Annotated in this window: 19 protein-coding genes and 1 CRISPR repeat array; of the genes, 11 read left to right on the forward strand and 8 right to left on the reverse strand. The window is 42.4% G+C overall.

The annotated features are described in order from the left end of the window. Window positions 1–21: 21 nt before the first annotated feature. Window positions 22–741, reverse strand: a complete 720-nt coding sequence (locus FAI41_04105; GenBank protein QCE32834.1) for a DUF421 domain-containing protein — start codon at window positions 739–741, stop codon at window positions 22–24. A 168-nt stretch (window positions 742–909) separates the two neighbouring features. Here FAI41_04105 and FAI41_04110 point away from each other — a divergent pair, with 168 nt between their 5' ends. Further along, on the forward strand, window positions 910–1,644 hold the full coding sequence (locus tag FAI41_04110) for a hypothetical protein (GenBank protein ID QCE32835.1): 735 nt from the start codon (window positions 910–912) through the stop codon (window positions 1,642–1,644). 2 nt (window positions 1,645–1,646) lie between these two features. Here the strand turns inward: FAI41_04110 and FAI41_04115 are convergent, their stop codons facing one another. Beyond that, the gene (locus FAI41_04115) at window positions 1,647–2,351 is read right to left on the reverse strand and encodes a hypothetical protein (GenBank protein QCE32836.1); all 705 of its coding nucleotides are present in this window, start codon (window positions 2,349–2,351) and stop codon (window positions 1,647–1,649) included. Then, the gene (locus FAI41_04120; GenBank protein QCE32837.1) at window positions 2,348–3,346 is read right to left on the reverse strand and encodes an Abi family protein; all 999 of its coding nucleotides are present in this window, start codon (window positions 3,344–3,346) and stop codon (window positions 2,348–2,350) included. Before FAI41_04120 ends, FAI41_04115 begins: the two co-directional genes overlap by 4 nt. 209 nt (window positions 3,347–3,555) lie before the next feature. Between FAI41_04120 and FAI41_04125 the strand changes: the two genes are divergently transcribed. Next, window positions 3,556–4,596, forward strand: a complete 1,041-nt coding sequence (locus FAI41_04125; protein ID QCE32838.1) for a hypothetical protein — start codon at window positions 3,556–3,558, stop codon at window positions 4,594–4,596. Window positions 4,597–4,669: 73 nt separating this feature from the next. After that, the gene (locus tag FAI41_04130; GenBank protein QCE32839.1) at window positions 4,670–5,329 is read left to right on the forward strand and encodes a hypothetical protein; all 660 of its coding nucleotides are present in this window, start codon (window positions 4,670–4,672) and stop codon (window positions 5,327–5,329) included. A 67-nt stretch (window positions 5,330–5,396) separates the two neighbouring features. On the opposite strand, the gene FAI41_04135 is transcribed toward FAI41_04130, so the two are convergent. Then, a complete protein-coding gene (locus FAI41_04135; protein ID QCE32840.1) occupies window positions 5,397–5,591 on the reverse strand; it encodes a hypothetical protein in 195 nt (64 codons plus the stop codon). Between the two features lie 168 nt (window positions 5,592–5,759). Between FAI41_04135 and FAI41_04140 the strand changes: the two genes are divergently transcribed. Both FAI41_04140 and FAI41_04145 read left to right on the forward strand, forming a co-directional pair. Continuing rightward, the gene (locus FAI41_04140; GenBank protein ID QCE32841.1) at window positions 5,760–7,085 is read left to right on the forward strand and encodes an ATP-binding protein; all 1,326 of its coding nucleotides are present in this window, start codon (window positions 5,760–5,762) and stop codon (window positions 7,083–7,085) included. Between the two features lie 6 nt (window positions 7,086–7,091). After that, window positions 7,092–7,670, forward strand: coding sequence for a hypothetical protein (locus tag FAI41_04145; GenBank protein QCE32842.1), 579 nt, complete (start codon window positions 7,092–7,094; stop codon window positions 7,668–7,670). On the opposite strand, the gene FAI41_04150 is transcribed toward FAI41_04145, so the two are convergent. Both FAI41_04150 and FAI41_04155 read right to left on the reverse strand, forming a co-directional pair. Then, window positions 7,648–7,866, reverse strand: coding sequence for a hypothetical protein (locus tag FAI41_04150; protein ID QCE33783.1), 219 nt, complete (start codon window positions 7,864–7,866; stop codon window positions 7,648–7,650). The two genes, FAI41_04145 and FAI41_04150, sit on opposite strands and share 23 nt — an antisense overlap. Window positions 7,867–8,098: 232 nt before the next feature. Further along, window positions 8,099–10,168: a sel1 repeat family protein gene (locus FAI41_04155; protein ID QCE32843.1), complete on the reverse strand. Its 2,070-nt coding sequence runs from the start codon at window positions 10,166–10,168 to the stop codon at window positions 8,099–8,101. A 676-nt stretch (window positions 10,169–10,844) separates the two neighbouring features. Between FAI41_04155 and FAI41_04160 the strand changes: the two genes are divergently transcribed. From FAI41_04160 to cas2, 4 genes are all read left to right on the forward strand, one after another. Continuing rightward, window positions 10,845–11,678: a hypothetical protein gene (locus FAI41_04160; GenBank protein ID QCE32844.1), complete on the forward strand. Its 834-nt coding sequence runs from the start codon at window positions 10,845–10,847 to the stop codon at window positions 11,676–11,678. Next, window positions 11,638–14,184 (forward strand): type II CRISPR RNA-guided endonuclease Cas9, encoded by a 2,547-nt coding sequence (gene cas9 / locus FAI41_04165; GenBank protein ID QCE32845.1) that lies wholly within the window; start codon window positions 11,638–11,640, stop codon window positions 14,182–14,184. Before FAI41_04160 ends, cas9 begins: the two co-directional genes overlap by 41 nt. A 128-nt stretch (window positions 14,185–14,312) precedes the next feature. Further along, window positions 14,313–15,275, forward strand: coding sequence for a type II CRISPR-associated endonuclease Cas1 (cas1, locus tag FAI41_04170; protein ID QCE32846.1), 963 nt, complete (start codon window positions 14,313–14,315; stop codon window positions 15,273–15,275). A 17-nt stretch (window positions 15,276–15,292) separates the two neighbouring features. Continuing rightward, window positions 15,293–15,598 carry a CRISPR-associated endonuclease Cas2 gene (gene cas2, locus FAI41_04175; GenBank protein QCE33784.1) on the forward strand — a complete coding sequence of 102 codons (306 nt, stop codon included), beginning with the start codon at window positions 15,293–15,295 and terminating at the stop codon, window positions 15,596–15,598. A 57-nt stretch (window positions 15,599–15,655) separates the two neighbouring features. Continuing rightward, window positions 15,656–16,087: direct repeats of the CRISPR family, unit length 36 nt; unit sequence AGTTTAGCAGATGGAAATCAGCAGGGAAACCACGGC. A 67-nt stretch (window positions 16,088–16,154) separates the two neighbouring features. Here cas2 and FAI41_04180 read toward each other — a convergent pair. Continuing rightward, the gene (locus tag FAI41_04180) at window positions 16,155–17,228 is read right to left on the reverse strand and encodes an SDR family oxidoreductase (protein ID QCE32847.1); all 1,074 of its coding nucleotides are present in this window, start codon (window positions 17,226–17,228) and stop codon (window positions 16,155–16,157) included. 189 nt (window positions 17,229–17,417) lie between these two features. Between FAI41_04180 and FAI41_04185 the strand changes: the two genes are divergently transcribed. Further along, on the forward strand, window positions 17,418–17,660 hold the full coding sequence (locus tag FAI41_04185; protein ID QCE32848.1) for a hypothetical protein: 243 nt from the start codon (window positions 17,418–17,420) through the stop codon (window positions 17,658–17,660). A gap of 2 nt (window positions 17,661–17,662) precedes the next feature. On the opposite strand, the gene FAI41_04190 is transcribed toward FAI41_04185, so the two are convergent. Then, complete coding sequence (locus FAI41_04190; protein QCE32849.1) at window positions 17,663–18,652, reverse strand: hypothetical protein; 990 nt, start codon at window positions 18,650–18,652, stop codon at window positions 17,663–17,665. Between the two features lie 132 nt (window positions 18,653–18,784). Between FAI41_04190 and FAI41_04195 the strand changes: the two genes are divergently transcribed. Beyond that, the gene (locus tag FAI41_04195) at window positions 18,785–19,540 is read left to right on the forward strand and encodes a hypothetical protein (protein ID QCE32850.1); all 756 of its coding nucleotides are present in this window, start codon (window positions 18,785–18,787) and stop codon (window positions 19,538–19,540) included. Window positions 19,541–19,551 lie beyond the last annotated feature (11 nt).

Raw genomic sequence — 19,551 nt, forward strand, 5'->3', positions numbered from 1 at the left:
AAAATTTTTAGAAATAAGCGATTAATATTGCGGAAAGGCATGGCCCGTTTTGCAGATATAGCGAAAAGAGCCTCTGACATATTCCGCTAAGAAAATATCATTAATGCTATCAATTCGGTGGATTTTCATATCAGCAAATAAATCCCCCACCGTTTTGCCGATAATTTTTAGCGCCTCGTCCCGAATACCACCGGCATAAACGATAACCATTGCCGGCAACTCCCCTTGTTCCATCACAACGGTTAAAGAGCCGTCAGGCTCAATTTGCGCATAAGCAACGTCCCGGAAAGATAGAATGCCCTTGAGATTAAGCTGTGACGTAATATTTAAGATATCGACTTTGGTATTTTTCGCTAAAATGGATTCCATGAGGAATTTGCCATCTTTTATCACCGGAATGGGGTCCCCAACGGTCGCATGATGAAAAAAATCGGAATGAAGATAGAGATAGTTTAGTGTCCCCAGCATCCACACACTCAGCACAAGAGAAACAATATAATCATAAAAACTCATAGAGCTGCTGAAAATACCGCCCAGCAATCCACCGAGAATAAAACTGCCGATCATATCAATCGCATTCATCTGCATAAATTGTGTTCTGCCTGTGTAACGTAAATAGGCCATCACGACAGCAAATCCAGCAAACAGCTCAGCAGAGAGAAAAAGATAATGCTTAAGTTCACGAAAGAGAAGAACTAAAATCAAATGAATATCGTGATGGAGTAGCGCGTCAAGAGTCATTGAATATCCTAAATATCTTCTTAAAAGAAATAGCCTTACCAATCAGATTTAAATGCTCCGTTATAAAGAGATAATAAGCATGCTCTCTGTCAATCCTTCCTTACTTTTCCGCCATAAAGAAGAAAAATAGCGTTAAAAAAGTCACAGCTTTTCAAAAGTGTCACATGAATGAAAAGAGCCCTTGGAAAAGCTTCTATCTCTGGATATGAGAAGCGGATGATGCAAAAAATTTTCTCTCCCTTTACGCCGATCGCGGCCATTTTAAGCCTTACCTGTCTTTTTGCGCTGCCTTCGAAAGCCTCTGCCCAAACCAACGGCTCATCAACCATCACGGATCTCAAGCAGAATATGGGCAAAAATCACTTTTGGATGACCATGCGCACCCTGCCGGCAGATCCTTCGGGGCGTAATGCACAAAAGCCGGCGAGCAAATGTTTATTAGCCTATATTGAACGGCCGCATTTTCGAAAAAGAATCAATCTTGCTTTGATTCTTTCCGCAGAGAAAAATAAAATTTTAATTCAGAGCGGAAGCGACCAATGGCATCTAAAATTAGACGAAAAGGGAGCGCTCAATTTAAGCGCTGGTCACTGGATTCATCATTTTAATATGAAGGCCAGCAAAACAAATGAAATCACCGCACAAATGCCCGAAGAGGAGATGCGTTCCCTTCTGAATACGCTTTCCCGAAATGTCGAGGGCACGCTGGATTATTCCTCTGGAAAAAGCGTTCGTCTGCCTCTCAAAAATATTGCCCCTGAAATCAATGATTTCAAACGCTGCGCACAGACAAATCAAATTGCAGATCTCGGAGAGCTTATCCCTGTTCCCACCCAAAAAGGCTTTTTCAGAAGCAAAGACCAAGCGCCAAAGCCCGCTCCAGCCCCCAACAAACCTTTTTAAGTTCAATCCAGCTCTTTTAAGCAAGCGTTAAAACTGTCGATGGTTTTGGCGATCCCTCTTACCGGAACAGAAAAGGATCTGACAATGGGTTTATTGGCCTCACGGTTGAGGCGTCTTTGTTTGGCCGCTTCGGCACGGCTTCTGGGATCGGTGTCCATATTATTAATCGCCCCGTTCGAAGTGCCGTCATAACGAGAATCATGGGCGGATTTATTCTCCGCATAGGTTAAAATCATCCGGCTATAGGGTGATTCTCCAACCAGACTGAGCGCATTGAAGACTTCTTTAAGTTCTGTGCCGCTCAGCCCCCCCGAAATAACACCGCCCTCATCCGAAGACATTTTAAAACGGTAAATATGCCCATTGATTTTCAAGGAAAGCCAGCCAGTTTGATCTGGTAAAATCGGCCACTCTGTATTGAGCGCCCGGATTTCAAACCGATTATTTTTTCGCCCCACAAACGAAACCGGTGCGCCCATATCGGCCATAGATTTTGGAATTTCAAAATAAATCAGCGAACAGGCATCTGAAGCGGCTCCCTGCTTTTGATCGCTTCTCGCACTGACCCATGCTTGGACATTGCTCACATAATCGACATTCTCAACCCCCGGAAAATGACCTAAAATCGCCACCATCTGCGCTTTAGCAGGTAAAGCAACAGCAAGCGGAAAAGCCAAAATCGGCAAGCATTTTAAGAAAAATCTCATTGATTCATCCAATTTTTCAACTTATCAAGCTGTTGTTTTGTTCTTATCCAATCTGGTGCAAAACCTGCCCTTGAATAGGAAATTAAAGGATGCGTTGGCGCACTCGACAATAAATTTATAAATTCATCAAACCATACATCATCTATTTTGAGTAGACGGTGAAAACCGCACATAACCACAATGAGATGGTAAAGTCGGACATTTTCAGAGTTTGGAAATAACGCTAGCAGTGAACTACTCCCTTGTGGCCTCTGAGGTGCTCTAAAAGTATAGTCTCTGTTCCAAATACGCTCTTGATGCGCACAATAATTACGCAAAGCATTTAAACTTTTTAGCCACGAAAGCAAAATATCATATGCTAAAAAATAATTTTGACGAGATAAGCCTGCTTGTCTTTGGAGTGAATCTAAAAATCTATTAGCCAAACTCTGATCAAGGCACTGAAAAATATTAGAAAGCGTTCCCCAGTCCCACGTTTCTGCAATTGTCCAAATTGGTGGTGGGTCTTGGTATTTGCTTTTATAATTCTTAACGCAATCTTTCGCCGTTGATCTATTCCAGCATCTCTTGATACCATCAAATGGATTGAGAAAACGAAGTTCCAATTTCTTTTTTTTTAGATGAGGCTGTAGGGAATAATTACTTAATTCTAAGTATGCCTCATTAGATATCGAAGCAAACAAATTTATAAGTGCCGCACGAAGCCCAATTTCAATACGCCCTAATCCCAAGAGAAGATTATTTCTTAACTTCGTATCAAATTGATAGAATAAAATAACATCGTCGAAGTATGTGCCATTTTTAAAATTTCTTGATGAAAGTTCTTGTGGAATATCTTTAAAAGGATGCCAATAAGCACTTAAACGATAATATCCTATACGTTCTAGATATTTTTTAGCTTTCTGCTGATTTACAATAAGCATTCCCTTATCAATAAGTCTTTGCACTTGAGCTGAAACGCCTAAAGCCGATTTATTATAAGGAGTAAGTGCCACAATAATTCTTAATATCAAGACAAAAAAATGACCGTACCATCTCGTAAGATATTGTACGGCCTTTGCAACTCCAATATAAAATACATATAGAAAAAAGCAACTTTTAAATAAAAATATTTTATGTTCTGCGGAGATATTCTTTTCTAAATCATCAAAATTGACCGATTTTTAAGGCTTTGCTACCATCAAAGAAACTTTAGAAATGTAATATGATGACTCAGAAAAATATAGAATATCCTGCGCCGAGAACACGTTTGTTTCTTTCCGCCGATCTGGTTGGTTCTACCTCTTTTAAATCGGGAGAAGGTGGGTATGCGACCCGCTTTTCAAAAGCCTATCCGAACTGGGTCATGATTCAGCGGCGTTTCTACAAATGTTTTCCAGAGATTTTCCTCAAAAATTATGAAATTGAGTGCAGTCACTCCACGCTTACGGCAAAATATACCGAGTTTCCGCCTCGTTTCTGGAAATATCTCGGTGATGAAGTTCTCTTTTGCACAACGCTCAAAGATATTGTGCATCTCTCTCTTGTCATCAAAGCCTTTTGCACCACGGTACAGCATTATGGCAGTAAACTTGAATCCTCTGGTCTGCCACTGGATGTAAAGGGAACCGGCTGGGTTGGACTTTTTCCTTTACCCAATATCACCATCTCTCTTCCCTCTTCTGCACGTTGTCCGCACGATCAAAAAGAACTTGAAGAACGGTCTGTTCTTGCCGAAGATTCCTGGATCTATCAGGAAAGTATGGAAAAAGATGCCGATCTGCATCCCGACCAGTATGATTTTTTAGGCCGTGATATTGATACCGGTTTCCGTGTTGCGAAATTTGCCTCCCCCAACAAATTGGCTTTGACCGTTGAGCTCGCTTGGCTTTTAGCGATTGCACGCCAGCTTAAACTTTTGGATGTTTCCTTTTCCCATAGTGGCGCTGAAGTGCTTAAAGGGGTCTTGAAAGGCGTTCCCTATCCACAGCTCTCTTTGGATATGGAGCGGAGCTTTATCAAACAGAAATTGCGTAAAATTGAAAATGCTCTGCATGGCAGAAAGCCCATGCTGCCCTTTATTCTAGGCGACTATCTAACCACTTTTATGATGGCAGAAAAGATAAAATCCCCTTTAATGACGCCAGAGGCTTTCTTCACCGGTTTTGATTGCGGCGATATTTTAGCATGGGAAAAACTACCGACATGGGCGGAAGAATATCAGGATATGCAGCATAACTGGCATTCGGATCATTCTGTCCAATAGGTCTTTTATCCGTTACACTTCCTTTATCATTTTTTGAATTTAGAATTATCTTAAAAAATTTAAGGGCATGACAATGGGAAAGTTTCGTTTCTTCTCGCCTCGTTTATTATCGCTTACTTTCGGCGCTATGCTGATTTTCAGCCCTTTTTCCGCCTCTGCTGATGAGGCTCCAGATCTAAGAGAGACTATTCAAAAAAATCTCCCTGAAGGGGAAGAAATTCACGCTTTTCTTCAGCTTTCGCCTGACAAAGCTTGGATTTCGAGCACATATAGCCATCCTGATTCTATCCAGACTGTTGCCTGCACGCTTTCCTTTATCAAAATAAATCTGACAGATAGCGTGCCGAACATGACAAATTCCCTCACCCTTTTAAGCAATCAAAAAGCCAATAAGGTTCGTGCCTTTGACACGACATGGACTTTACCGACCCATTCCGAAGGGGAAATGACGCTTAAAAATACTGTCCTTGAGCAGCGTTTTAATATGATTGCGGAGACGGCCTCGACAATTGGCAGTAATATTGCATCACAGGATTTGCAAAAACTCGTAGATAGCTTGGCGCAGGGGCAAGAAATATGGATGCATTTTTCTTTAGGGGAGCCTAAAAGTCTGCCGACTGCCCATATCGTTCCGCTTCTCAATGACTTTAAACAATGTACAAGCCACCATCATTTTGCCTTTTTAGGCAGTCCGTTAGATCCACGTGCAAATCTTTCGGATAATCCTTTCTAGGATTTTTAAAAATTCTTCATCACAAAAATTAAAAGCTCACCGAAATTCGATGAGCTTTTAAAAAGACTTATTGATTAAGCTTATATTCTGTTTCGTTAATCCGTGTCACTTTGCCTTCACGTTCCAAGGCACGAAGCGCATCAATTGTTTCACCGCCGCCGCAGGCATTGAAAATATCTGTGACTTTACGCACTTTGTCGATGGGCGCATCGTTCAAATAATTTAGAATGGTTTGTTCAATTTCTTGATCACGCTTTTCCATAATTCACCTTCTCTTTTGAGATGTGTGTCTGCAAGATTAAAGCAGACTCAGACGAAGATGATGCTAAAAGTACAAAGAGAGCTTGTCTAGTTATAAAAAATTATTCAAAGTGGAACTCGAGCATCTTTTCTCTTGTTTCAAACGAAAAAACGTTCCAAAGATAGGATTATGAATAAAAAACGAATCTCTTCTGCTGATAATTTCCTTCAACTAGAAGGAAATTTGATGCTCAAATCTTTTGCCCTTAAAAACTTCCAAAGTTTTAAAGAACGTTCTGAAATTTCTTTTTTAATGAATGAAAGAGAACTCAGTGATGAGTGGGCAGTTCAACGCTCCTCAGGAGAAATTTTAGGAACTGTCCTTGGAATATGGGGAGCAAATGCGAGCGGAAAAACATCTATCCTCAAAGCCTTCAGTTTTTTAAGCTTTTTTCTTCAAGATTCCTTCGAAGAACTTGGACGCTCTGAAAAAATTCCAGTTGAAAGTTGGTTTAATGTAGAAAGCCCTACTTTATTTGAAGTAGTTTGGGTTGATAACAAAGGAACCGTTCTCACCTATCATTTAGAGTTAACAAAAAATTTCGTTCATAAAGAATTTTTAACCCGACGTCCCAAAGGACAGGGCGGCTCTGGAGCAACTATTTTTCGTCGGAATTGGGATACGAAAGAAAATGAGTATATCCTTTTCTTTGGAGATTCCAGTAAGGCTCACTTCGAAAAATATATAAAAGTTGCAAAAAGTTTCCGTAAAAATACAAGCTTCATTTCTTCTTTTCTTCAACATCGACCCGATTCTCAATTAAAGATACTGACCCTTTCAGGCAGCAATGTTACAGCCACGGGGCATCTATCTACCGATGAACTTGCCGAGCGAATTACAGGACATTATTTTAAAAACCCAAATCTCTTCGAAAAAGCATGTCAATATCTACGAAAAATAGATTTAGGACTAACCAATCTTGAAATCAAACAGGAGAAAGTAAATCTTCCACCGTCCATAATTGCACAAATTGAAGAAAAATCTAAAGAAATGCCTGAACTAAAGAAAATTCTTGAGGAAGGGCCAATTTCACTAGAAGCCTACGGTTTACATGATATTGGCAATAATCAAGTCCAAAAACTTCCCTTAAATAAAGAAAGTAGCGGAACACGTGCACTGTACGCTCTCTTAGGTCTCATCATTCCACTTCTTCAAAAAGGCGGGCAGGTTATCTTAGACGAAATTGATAATGATCTTCATCCCCATATCGTTGAAGACCTTCTTGAGCTTTTTAATGATAACGAAACAAATCCTGGACATGCACAACTTATCTTTGTTTCTCACAACCCTCATTTTATGCGTCGTATAGGAAAATCCCATATTTGGCTTACTGAAAAAATCGAAGGAACAAGCGAAGCCTACTCCTTATCTCAGATGAAGGGTGTTCGATCTGATGAAAATTTTGAAGCTAAATATCTGGGCGGTGCTTACGGCGCTTTACCATTTGGAAGCTAATTTCTTATGGCTGGTTTAAAAGTAAGAAGAAAATCCCTTCCTCGTATTGCATCTAAAAAATGTCTTATTCTCTGTGAAGGCAAAGGAGAGTTGTACTTCTTCCAGTTTATCAAAAAAATTTTTAGAGAAGAACTTCAAAAAAGAAATATTGATATAATTTTTACACCAAACGGACAACGACTAAATCCAGATAGATTAGGAATTGATAAAATAGCCTCAGACTTAGAAAAACGCATTTCAGATGAGCAGTATAGTTTTCTATTTGTCGTCTATGACAGCATTGATCTAGGTGCTCGTAATGTCGAAAAACAGTGCAAACGCTTTCATAATCCTAAAATTATAAAATTGGCATCAAATATTTGCATCGACGACACACTTTTAAAACTTCTCGTCAATCCATCTTATTCTACCCTTGATACACCTGATAAAGCAAAGTCTCGCTTTCATATCGAATGTTGCTCTAGTCAAAAAGTCAGTAAAAAAGGAGCGCATAATTATGATTGGCAAAAAACTCATATTGGAAAACAAGAATTACTTACCTTTGACTTTTTAAAGCCATTTTTTAGAAAGCTGGAAATAAAATGAATTTTCTATATAAAGCATCCTGTGTTGTGAAAATATTCTCCACAGCAGATGAAGCCTTTGCCTCTTGAAGACACAATGTATGAATCAAAATATCTTGATTGGGTATAATACGTGCCGTTCCACTGAGACGTGCCAAAGCTGCCTTTGCAGATACTAACTTTTTCAGAACAGCTTTTGTATCTATTTTTGTATAAATCTCCTCTTCTAAAGGATTTAAAAAAGGAATTTTCTAGAGGGCTTTTTCATTCGTAGAAAAATTTTCAGAGGCTGTTGCTGTATAAACCATTTCAAACCTTCTATTTTTAACAAATCATATTAAAATTTTTCCGTTTTTTTAACAGGTCTATCATAACATGTTAAAATTTTTCCATTTTTTTAACAGGTTTATCACAACCTGTTAAAAATTTTGGCTTTTTAAAACAAATCTTTCACCGCACTGAGCCGTCATTAAGTTGGGCGATGGCTTTCTTTTGGACGATAACCGCTTTTTTCAGATCAATTTTACGGTTACGCATGACCGTATCGGCAAGTTTTTCCGGGACTTCCTCAACGGAAACGAGGCCTTGGCTTTCCGCTTGGCAGAAATATTTCTGTGCTGTTGTCTTATTAAAATATAGATGATGATCTGGATTGTCATAAATCAAGGCCAGTGCAAACTCTGCGCCGGCATGTTCTTGAGCTGCTGCCTTTTGGAAATATTCGACCGCTTTGGCAAGATTATAAAGACCAAGATTTTTATCAATAAAGACTTTTCCCAGCGTAAATTGCGCTTGGGCATTGCCTTGATCTGCCGCTTTTTGTACCCAATAAAGTCCTCTTAGCGGTAATTTCGCTGTTCCTTGGCCTAGAATTTCGGCCATACCAAGTGCAAACTGGCCTCTGTCATATCCCCCACGTGCGGAGCGGCGATACCAATTTGTTGACGCTTTATAATCTGCCGGTAGGCCGATCCCCTCTAGCGCATCTTTACTGGCGCTGCCTGTTTCATAAATTTGGCCAAGTTTAAACTGCGCTTGTGCAATATTTTGGTCGGCAAGTTTTTGGTACATCTGCGCTGCTAGCGGCATGTTGAGTTTAACGCCTAACCCCTCCTCATACATACGTGCTAAGGAAAAAATGGCAGGTTTATAATTCTGATCGGCGGAAAGGCGGTAATATTCCACGGCTTTTTCACGATTTTGTGGCCAGAGCCCCTGTCCTTTTTCATAAAGCTGCCCCAATTTAAACTGTGCCTGCGGCAATTTCTGATCAGCGGCTTTTTGCAGCCATTTTCCGGCCAGCTCTCCCCCATGAAGGACATTTTCCCCCATATAAGCATTTCCAAGCGCCAGTTGCGCTCTCGCCTCGCCTTGTTCTGCTGCTTTTTGATAAAAATGGATTGCTTGCTGGCCATTTTCAGGAACAAAAACACCATATTCATAAGCAACACCAAGCGCAAATTGTGCCTTTGCATTGCCCTGTGCGGCTGATCTGCTAAAAAATCCAATCGCTTTTTGCTGATCTTCCTTCGTGGCTTTGTTACTTGGATAAAATTCCTCTAAAGCGGAATGCCCTGCCCAAGCACGGTTTTCCCGCACGCCTTTTCCCTGTGAATAAAGGCGGCCTAAAGCATATTGCGCCGGCGCATAATTTTGCCATGCCGATTTTTGATAGGATTGAATCGCAAGAGAAAGATTTTCCTGTATGCCATGTCCCGTTTGATACATTTGGCCAAGTTCAAATTGCGCCTTGGCATCACCGGCCTCTGCTGAAAAGCGTGTCAGTGCGAATTGCGCTTGCTGATTGCCTTGTGCAACAGATTTTGAAAGAAGTTCAAAGGCTTTTTGCTTATCTTGTGCAACACCAATTCCCTCGGCGTAAAGCTGGGCAAGTTTAAGCTGTCCTTTTGCAAAACCATGTTCTGCTGCTTTGGAATACCATTTAAAGGCTTCCTCCCTTGCCTGCTCCGGCGTCAGGGTTAAAGGGGTTGCCGGAATGGTTTCATAGAGATAGGCCAGACAAAGTTCCGCCTCATGGAAACCATGATCTGCGGCTTTAGAGAGCCAAAAAATAGATTTTCCAAAGTTCAGATTTTTACCGACATCGGTTGCATACATCAGGCCTAGCGCATATTCAGCCTTGATATTTCCTTGTTTAGCGGCCTTTTGATAATATTTGCGCGCATAAGAGAAATTTTGCGGTGTGCCTGCGCCATTAAAATGCATCCACGCAAGATTAACCTGTGCCTTATCGTAGCCCTTTTGCGCCGCCTTGTGATACCAATACACGGATTTTGAAAGATCACGGGGCATTTTTAGATTGGTTTTTGGATCATCCAGCCCATTCTGGTACATCCATCCAAGACGAAATTGCGCCTCAACATCCCCCTTACCCGCTCTGATCGCCTCATCCTGCAAGGTTGGCGAGAGCATGGCGTAGTCTGTATTTGGCATACAGCCCGTCAGAGAAAGAGCCGAAAGAGAAATACCGGCAAGAAGGAGAAGGGAGAAAGGTTTCATATAAGGCAAGTTCGCTTCATGAAAATAGAAGATAAGCTTTCTTATTTATAACCTTTTTTCCCTTCTAAGGAAAAGATGATTTCTAAAAGGCTTTATTCCGCTTTGACTTCTTCAATATCTTTTTTGACTTCCTGTTTTATTTCCTGCTCTTTTTTCTTTTGGGTTTGTTCGAGCTTATCCTTACGGGTATCGCCATCCTCAAGCTGTTTCTTTTTACGGCGGATGAGAAACCAGCCGAAAGCTTTTTTAAGCAGATGATTGACCATTTCCTTATGTTTTTTGTTCAAACAAAGATATGTAATGCCAAAAATAGGAAATAATATTAAAAAAATAAGCGTCATTATTTTTAGACCTTAAAATGCCATAAAAAGATTTAATGGCGTATCAAAACGATAGTTTTAAGAAAGAAGCAATCTCTTTCCCGCTCAAAAAACGCAAATTTATAGATTGTGACGAAAAAGATGCAAAAAAGGCGCTCCTCATAAAGAAGAACGCCTTTTTTAAGGAATTTCCCGATCATGCGATGAACGCTAACCAAATCCAAAGATTGTTGGGATGATCCTGCAAATAGAATAAATTCTATCTTACCGTGGTTTCCCACCTGATTTCCATTTTTCTTTTTAAAGAAACCGATCTAGTTTAACAAGGTTTCATTTAAAATTTTTGGGATCCTTTCATGTCTGATAACACTCTAAAATCCTTTAAAATTAAAGAAAATCTGACTTTCGGTATTGATCTTGGGCTTGCTTCTTGTGGCTGGGCCGTTATTGACAGAAAAGACCCTAACGCCCCCGACATTCTGGCAGCCGGCAGTTGGTGTTTTAATACGCCCGAAGAAGATAAAACACGTAAACCGCTTAATCAAAATCGGCGGGAAAAGCGTCTTTTACGCCGTGTTATCCGCAGGCGGCGGCAACGGATGCAAAATATTCGCAAACTCTTTCATCAAGCCGGTTTATTTGAATTTGATCCCGATATTTCACTGGGCACTGAAGGGACAAAACTTCCCAACAGTAAAAAAATAGATCCTGAAGACCGGGAAATTTTAGGCCATATCGGTGCCTATCTCCGCAAGGAAAGCTGGGACAATCTCTCCCCTTGGATCTTACGCACACGGGGGCTGGATGTCAGACTTTCAGGCCCTGAACTCGCCGTCGCCTTAGGTCATATTGCCAAACACCGGGGTTTTAAATCCAATGCCAAAAATGGTGGCAAGGAAGATAGCAGTATCAAGGAGGCCTATAACGCTGTTGCAAAAATTATCGAAGATAATCCCCAAATCTACCGCACTTTTGCGGAAGTTCTGACACAACATCCCGACTATCAAGCGCATAAAGGGCGTTTACGCAACCGCAATGAGATTTACGACTGCACGCCATCCCGTGATTTACTGCTGAAAGAAGTCAAAGAAATTTTTGACAATCAGCGGGATCTCGGTTCAAAAATTGCCACACCAACGCTAGAGCAGAATTTTATCCATATTGCCTTTTCCCAAAAAGGATTACTATAGGCTTTTAGGAAATTGTCCTTTTGAAAAATCAGAAAAAAGGGCGGCAATGAAAGCGCCCTCTTTTGAAAAATTCCGCTTCTTTTCAAAATTAAACCATATTGAAATTCCGCAAGTAGATCGGGACGGCCTGATTTCCAGCCGCCGCCTCTTTCCCGAAGAGCTGTTAGGGATTGCCGAGCTGCTTACAACGCCTAAGAAAAAATTCACCTATAAGGATTTACGGAAGTTCCTCAGGCTGGATGAAAATCTTTCCTTTGGCGGCGTTCCCTTTAAAGAAGAAGGCAAAAAAGAAATTGCCTTGAGCAGCAATAAGAGTGAAGGCTCTTTTTCCGGCTCTTATGCGCTGTACCAGATTTTGGGAACGGAGATCTGGGCCGCATTGCATCAAAGTGCAAAAAAGCTGAGAACGCTTGATGATTGCGCCGAAATCCTGTCTTTCTTCGCCTCGCCTGAGAATATGGCAAAAGAATTTAAAAAACGTCATATTCCGGAGGAGATTTACACGCCCCTTTTAGATGCTGTTGAAAATGGCAAATTTAATGATTTTACAAAGGCAGCAAATCTCTCTACGAAAGCCTGCCGTAAAATTCTTCCCTTTTTGTTAGAGGGGAAAGTCTATTCTGAGGCCTGTGAAATGGCTCATTATAACCATGCGGCGGCCTCTCGGGATCACTGGTCACAAATTCGAACGCACAAAGATTTTGTCCAGCTCATTAAGGATTTTACAGAGGGGCAAGACCGCATTGCCAATCCCTCCGCCCGCAAGGCCCTTACAGAAGGCTTAAAACAGCTTTGGGCGATGCAGAATAAATTTGGTCTGCCGGGTAAAATTGCCATTGAACTTGCACGAGAGGTCGGCAAGTCGGCCGATGAGCGAGGCAAACTCAAAACCAGCTTGGACCAAACAACGGCAGAACGTAAGCTAGAAAGAAAAGAGGCGGCAGATGCTCTTGGCATTGAAGAATATCAAGTCAGTAGTGAAAATTTACTGCGTTACCGTCTCTGGAAAGAGCAAAAAGGATTTTGTCTTTACTCCGGGAAAGCTATTCCTGCCGGTCAGTTTCATTCACCTGAATTTGAAGTGGATCATATTCTACCCAAAAGCCGCTCCTTTGATAATTCTTTTAACAATAAAACGCTTGCCTGCCTTTCTGAAAATCGCAAGAAGGGTAATCTGACACCTTATGAATATTTCAATGCAGCGAAGCTCCCGGAAGAATGGTACCGATTTCAAGAATCCGTTGAGCAAATCAGCCGAAAAGGCAGCAAATGCGGCATTAAAAAGAAAAATTATCTGACCAAAACACTGCAAGAAGGCTTAACGGAAAGGCATCTTAACGACACAAGATATGCCAGCCGTCTGATGGCGCAATGTGCGGAGCTTTTCTATGATAAGAAAGACCGCCAACGCTCTAAAGGCGGTGAAAAACGTGTGTTTACCCGCCCCGGCGCTTTAACTGCGGCATTGCGTCAAGGCTGGGGGGTTGAACATCTCAAAAAAGAAAAAGAGAAAAATCCCAAAACGGGCAGAAGGGAACGTATTCCAGATGACCGCCATCATGCGCTGGATGCCATTTGTGTCGCCTGTGTGGATGAAAAAGAAATTCTAAAAATTCAGAAAAGTTTTCAAGAAAATGAAAAACGGACAAATGATGACCGTAATTTGCGGAAATCCCCCTTGCCTTGGGATCGTTTTCCTGAAGATGTCAAAGTGGCGCTGGATAAAATTATTGTTGCACGTCCTGAAAACAGACGGGCAAGAGGGGAAGGCCATAAGGAAACCATTCGGCGTTTTAAAATTTCCGAGAAAACAGAAACACTCTCCGTTTCCTCCCGAAAATCGTTGAAAGGTCTCAAAACTGCAGAGGTTCAAAAGCTTGTAGGGCGTTTAAAAGATCCTGAACGCAATCCGCATATTAAAGCGGCTTTAGAGACGTGGATTTCGCAGGGATGTCCGCCTGACACGCTCCCCCGTTCTCCCAAAGGGGATGAGATCCGCCGTATTGTGGTAAAGGAAGATCAGAAATCTGGTATTCCACTCAAAACAGGCCGTGGAGAGAAAAGCCGCAAAGGCCTCGTTGCGGCGGCTTCTATCACCCGATTAGATGTTTTCAGCAAACAAAAAACAAGCGGAAAGAACAAAGGAGAGAAAGAATTTTATCTCGTTCCCATTTATTCGTGGCAGATTATGCAAAATATTTTACCACATCATGCCTGCATACAAGGAAAAAATGAAAAAGACTGGATTTTCATGGACGAAAGTAAAGGATTTACCTTTGAATTTACCTTATATCCTGGCAGCTATGTGAAAATTATCCGTAAAGGCGAAATGATAGAGGGATATTATGCCAGCTTTGGTCGGGCAACAGCACAAATTGTTTTAAAAAACCCTAATAATCCCCAAGAACTTTATCGTAGCATCGGCGTAAAGAATTTACCTCTTTTTGAAAAATATCACATTGATCGTTTTGGCCAACTTTATAAAGCGGGGAAAGAATCTCGTTAAGTAAATCATCTTTTTTATTAAATAAACGACTCCATAGAAAAGAGGCGTTTATTTGTATTCTTTGATTTGTTTTTTGCCTTTATTGAAAAAATGATCCATTCTTCTTCTTTACTCTAAAAGGAAGAAGAATGGCGTGGCAAAATCTCCATATCAGCCAATCAGGCTCACTAAGTCTAAAACGTAAGAATCTCTATTTCAAAAGTGAAGCGGGGGAAAATTCGTTTGCGCTCGAAGATATTGCCTGCATTATTTTAGACACAAAACAGATAAATTTAAGCGCTGCCCTGCTTTCCCGGCTTAGCGAAGACGGTATTATGCTGATTGTGCCCGATGAACGGCATCATCCTGCCGGCATGGTGCTTTCCTTTCACCAGCATTACGCACAGGCGGAAATAGCGCATTTACAGGCCAATCTAAGCACCCCTTTGAAAAAACGGCTTTGGCAGAAAATTATCAAGCGGAAAATCCGCAATCAGGGGCGGCTTTTGGAAAATCAAAATTTACAGGGTGGCAAAAAATTACTGGGCTATGCCGATCTCGTTAAATCAGGAGATTCCGAGAATATGGAGGCAGTTGCCGCCCGTTTTTACTGGCGAAATCTTTTTCAAAATTTCATTCGTGCGGACGGAACGGATTTTAGAAATTCCCTCTTAAATTACGGTTATGCAATTGTGCGGGCGATGATTGCCCGATCTATTGCCGCGAGTGGACTTTTACCTGCTTTCGGACTTTTTCATATTTCCAAATTAAACCCTTTTAATTTGGCCGATGATCTCATTGAGCCCTACCGTCCTTTTGTGGATGGGTTAGCGCTCAAACGCTTTCTGATGCGTTCAGATATTGACCCTGCGAAAAGCATGGGGCAACTCGATTTAGAAGACCGGCGCTTTATGGCCAATATTCTTAATTTCTCCATTGAAATGAAAGGGGAAATTGTCACGTTGCTAACAGCAACGGAAATCATGAGTGCGAGTCTTGTCACTGCTATTCGGGAAAAAACACCTGATTCTTTTCACCTCCCTGCATGGGGGAAATATCTGCCCCTTATTGAAGAAAGTGAATATTTATCAGAGGAAGAATGCGAGTCATGAAAGAGGATGTCCGATTTATGTGGCTAATGATATTTTTTGATTTACCCGTTAAAAGCAAGCTTCAGCGCACCAGCGCCACACGTTTTCGAAATGCGCTGCTCAATGATGGCTTTATCATGATACAATTCTCTGTCTATGCCAGAGTCTGCCGTGGGCAGGAGGCTGTTGATAAGCATTTGCATCGTACACGGCTTGCGATGCCCAAAGCTGGCTCCATTCGTGCCTTGCAAGTAACAGACAAGCAATATGGACGTATGGAGCTAATGTTAGGTCTTGGCAAAAAAATAGAGAAAAAAGCTACAAAACAAATGGTTTTACTGTGAATTTTCGGCGAAAAAAAGCGGAAAAAACCCAGAAAACCAATGCTTGCAGCCGCCAATAGTTTAGCAGATGGAAATCAGCAGGGAAACCACGGCAAGTTCCAGAAACATAAGCAACGCCCAGCGAGTTTAGCAGATGGAAATCAGCAGGGAAACCACGGCCACTTTTAGCGATTACGAATGCCGCCAGAAAGTTTAGCAGATGGAAATCAGCAGGGAAACCACGGCAACAAAGTATCAGATTTTCTAATCGCCCAAAGTTTAGCAGATGGAAATCAGCAGGGAAACCACGGCACCGACATTTATCTGATTAGAATAATTCATAGTTTAGCAGATGGAAATCAGCAGGGAAACCACGGCTAAAAGCTTCTCCTCTCTTGATCCGCCGCTAGTTTAGCAGATGGAAATCAGCAGGGAAACCACGGCATTGGGGATGCCGCTTTAACGCAAGCGTTTAGTTTAGCAGATGGAAATCAGCAGGGAAACTATCAGAAAATCATTTCATCTCAAGAAAAAGGCGCTCTTCATAAAGAAGAACGCCTAAGACTCTGTTTAACTTTTATATTCTCGGAGGAACGGAATGGCCGCCTGTACTGCCCCAGATTTCACCTGTTGCATAGCTACTCTCAGCACTGGCCAACGTAACGTAAAGCGGTGCAAGTTCAACTGGCTGTGCCGGACGGTGCAAAGCCGTATCTGAACCAAAAGTCGGGATGGAATCTCCACCGAAATTTTTAAACTTCTCCTGCGGCACAGCGCCTGAAATCTGTAACGGTGTCCAGACCGGGCCCGGCGCAACAGAATTTAAGCGAATGCCCTTTTGCACCAAGAGCTGGGTTCCCAAGGACAAAGTCATATTGGCAATACCTGCCTTTGTCATTGCATAATCTACCAAAGTCGGGCTTGGTGCTGTTGCCTGCCGAGAGGCTGTGGTCACGATTGTGCTCCCTTCGGGCATGATTTTTGCCGCCGCTCTGATAAGCCAGAACAGAGCGTAAAGATTGGTTTTTAACGTCCAGTCAAAATCATCTGTTGTCATTTTTGTAATATCATCACAAAATTTCTGACGCCCGGCAGTGACAATGAGGCAATCCAAGCCATTAAGCTGTTTTGCAGCCTGTTGAATCAAAGACTCACAGAATTGTTCCTGACGCAAATCCCCTGGAATCAAAAAGGCTTTACGGCCAGCCTGACGGATATATTTTGCGCAATCTTCTGCGTCTGACTGTTCTTGCGGCAAGTAATTGAGCGCAATATCTGCGCCTTCTCTTGCGAACGCAATCGCCACAGCACGGCCAATACCGGAATCTCCGCCAACGATTAAGGCTTTACGGCCCTTCATACGGCCAGAACCTTGGTATGTTTTCTCACCGCAATCCGGCACCGGGTGCATTTTAGACTGTATCCCCGGCCAAGCCTGCTCTTGAGAAGGGTAAGGCGGTGCCGGATAGGCTTTGGCAGGGTCTGTCAAAGCGGTTTTGCCTCTGGCGTGCTGTTTATTTTCAGCACTTGCGGAACGTGCTGTGCCTAATGTTGCGGCAACGCCCAAAGCGGCTGCTCCCGCACCACTGCGGATAAAGAAACGCCGGTTATTATCAACGTTCTCTGTTTGTTCATTATTTTGATGACGCATAAAACCTCAACCCTTTAGAAAAAGGTTAAAAAACAAATATTTTCTAAGATAATTTTAATCCTAAAAAGTGCTTTTTTACAGAGGATTTTCATCCTCTAAATAGACTTAATGAAAAAGAGGAGGGCTTTCTCTCTAAAATCCAATCTTATAGCGTGGGACTCTCTTAAAGATAAGGAATAGTCTCAAAGAATGTTAAATTTCAAAAATGCTATTTGGTCTTTTTTCAAAAAAGCCTACGCCAAACCCCCTGCTATTCCTGCCGGTTTGAAAAAGTTTTTTGTCGTCTTTTCCTTTCTGAAATATCTTCTTTTTTGCCTTATTGTCTTTCACGGGCTTTTGAAAATCATTACGGTTTCATTACTGCTCACAGTGCTTTTTATTTTCGGCTATGTCCGAAGCGAAAAAGGCTGGCGCTGGCGTTTTATCCGCTAGCATTACCTAGGCATTGGCCAGCGGGGGCGGGGGGCGTTGGCTGGTTTTTGATATTGTCCCCAGCCGGCATCGGTACGGGCACTGCGGAGCGGCATTTTGGTGCAATTCATCCAGACCTGTTCCGAGGCGGCGACCCAAGAAGGCCCATAGCACCAGCCTTCTCTTTGAAGCTGATCTTCGATCATTTGAGAAAAATATCTTGCTAAGAAAGTTTGTGCCCGCAAGATGTCATCTTCACTTGCCCCGATGTCCGCCATTTCTGTGAGGAAAAACCATTGTTGGATTTGTGTTTCCTTGCTTTCGGTTTTGAGTTTTTTGGCAAATTTTTCTTGATCAGGAATGGCATTTTGACAGCTTGTCCAGCTTGAAAGCTGTGCATCCCATGTCGGGCAGGCTTTTAAAACCACAGGCACAAGCGGATAAATCAGAGAGCGGAGTTCTCTTTGTCCCTCTGTTAGCGAAAACCAGATTTGAAATTTCCGCTCCAGCTGGGGATTACTGCGATTGATAGGGCGTGGCGGCGGTGCTTCAATTTCAGGGACTTTGCCCGATATTGCCTCTTGCACGATCTGATCGCTGGCATCATTCATGGCCTCTGCCGGCATTGTTTCAAGAGATTGCATCGCTTTTTCAGAAAGGTTTGGCGCAAATTTGTTGCCCTCATTCGGATTCATTGCCTTTTCCACCATTCCCCTAGAATGGCTCGTATCCGAAACATAGCCCTTAATTTTTCCAGCCTCTGCCATTTTACGGCCGCCATAGATTTTCGCATCCGGGTAGCGAGGGGCCGGCGAGGCTTTACGGGCTGGCACGGCTGAAAAGGCTGGGGGCGGAGCTTTTGCAAGCGGCACGGGGGCCGGCAAGATCATCTCATCTGATTCCGGCGCTCTATGGGCAAAAACATCTCCTGCCGCCAACGGCAAAAAAAGGCAGAGGCCAGCAAGGAGCAAGGCTTTGACAGAGGCTTTAAGGCAAGAGGGAATCATCATCATTTTCAATTTCTAGACCGCATTTTTTTTCAAAGAAAGGCATATTCTATCTGCTCCTTGAAGTTTTAAGAAAAAATCGTATAGAATTGATTTCTCCTTTCCTTCTTTTTGACATGATGGCGTAGAAATTTCTCTATGAAGCTTTTGAAGAAAATTGTTCCGATTTCCGCAATTCTTTTGACCTCCTCCTCTCTTTTAATGCTGAATGGATGTCAAAAACTTGATATGTCGTTCAAAGGGAGAACGCAGGCGGCTGACGGTGCAACCATTACTTTTTGCGCCAATAGTGGACTAGGCTGCCATAAGATTGCCAATAAAGCCGAATGGCAACAGCTTTATAATGCCAGCGGCCGCTATCATGTCGGCACATGGGATGCGCCTTGGGGCAAGAAATATCTGATTCCTTATGGTTATAACCACAAGGAAGAATGGGTTGCCGCATGGAAAGAGGCTGAGAAAAACTGCGAGACAAAGGATAAATGTGAATTTCCTGCCTTTGTGCAGCAGGCGCGCAAAGCCAATCATGACATGTTGCATATGCTTGACGAATATAATTTTCCTAAAGCCTTTCGTCCCTTTTTCCAGCCAACAATGAAAAAAATGCAAAGCAAGGGCGAGATCCAATATCAGTGCAATCTCTTCAGTTATATCTGCACGCCTTTTATCGACTCTCCCGATAAACAAGTTGGTTTTTACCGTCCGCATCAGCCCCTAACCTATGTGACCGCCCCAACGGAATTGACCAGTGCGGCACCGCTTTCCGGCGAGGGAGCAGAGGAAGCGCATGTTTCCAAACCTGATGCCCACAAGGATGCACCAACAGCACAAGAGAAAAAGGATAAGGCCGCCCCCATTCCAACCGCTTCCGAAGTTGGAACGGCACGTTCATAAGCCCATCTGCC

Source organism: Acetobacteraceae bacterium (assembly GCA_004843165.1).
In the GTDB taxonomy this organism is placed as follows: domain Bacteria; phylum Pseudomonadota; class Alphaproteobacteria; order Acetobacterales; family Acetobacteraceae.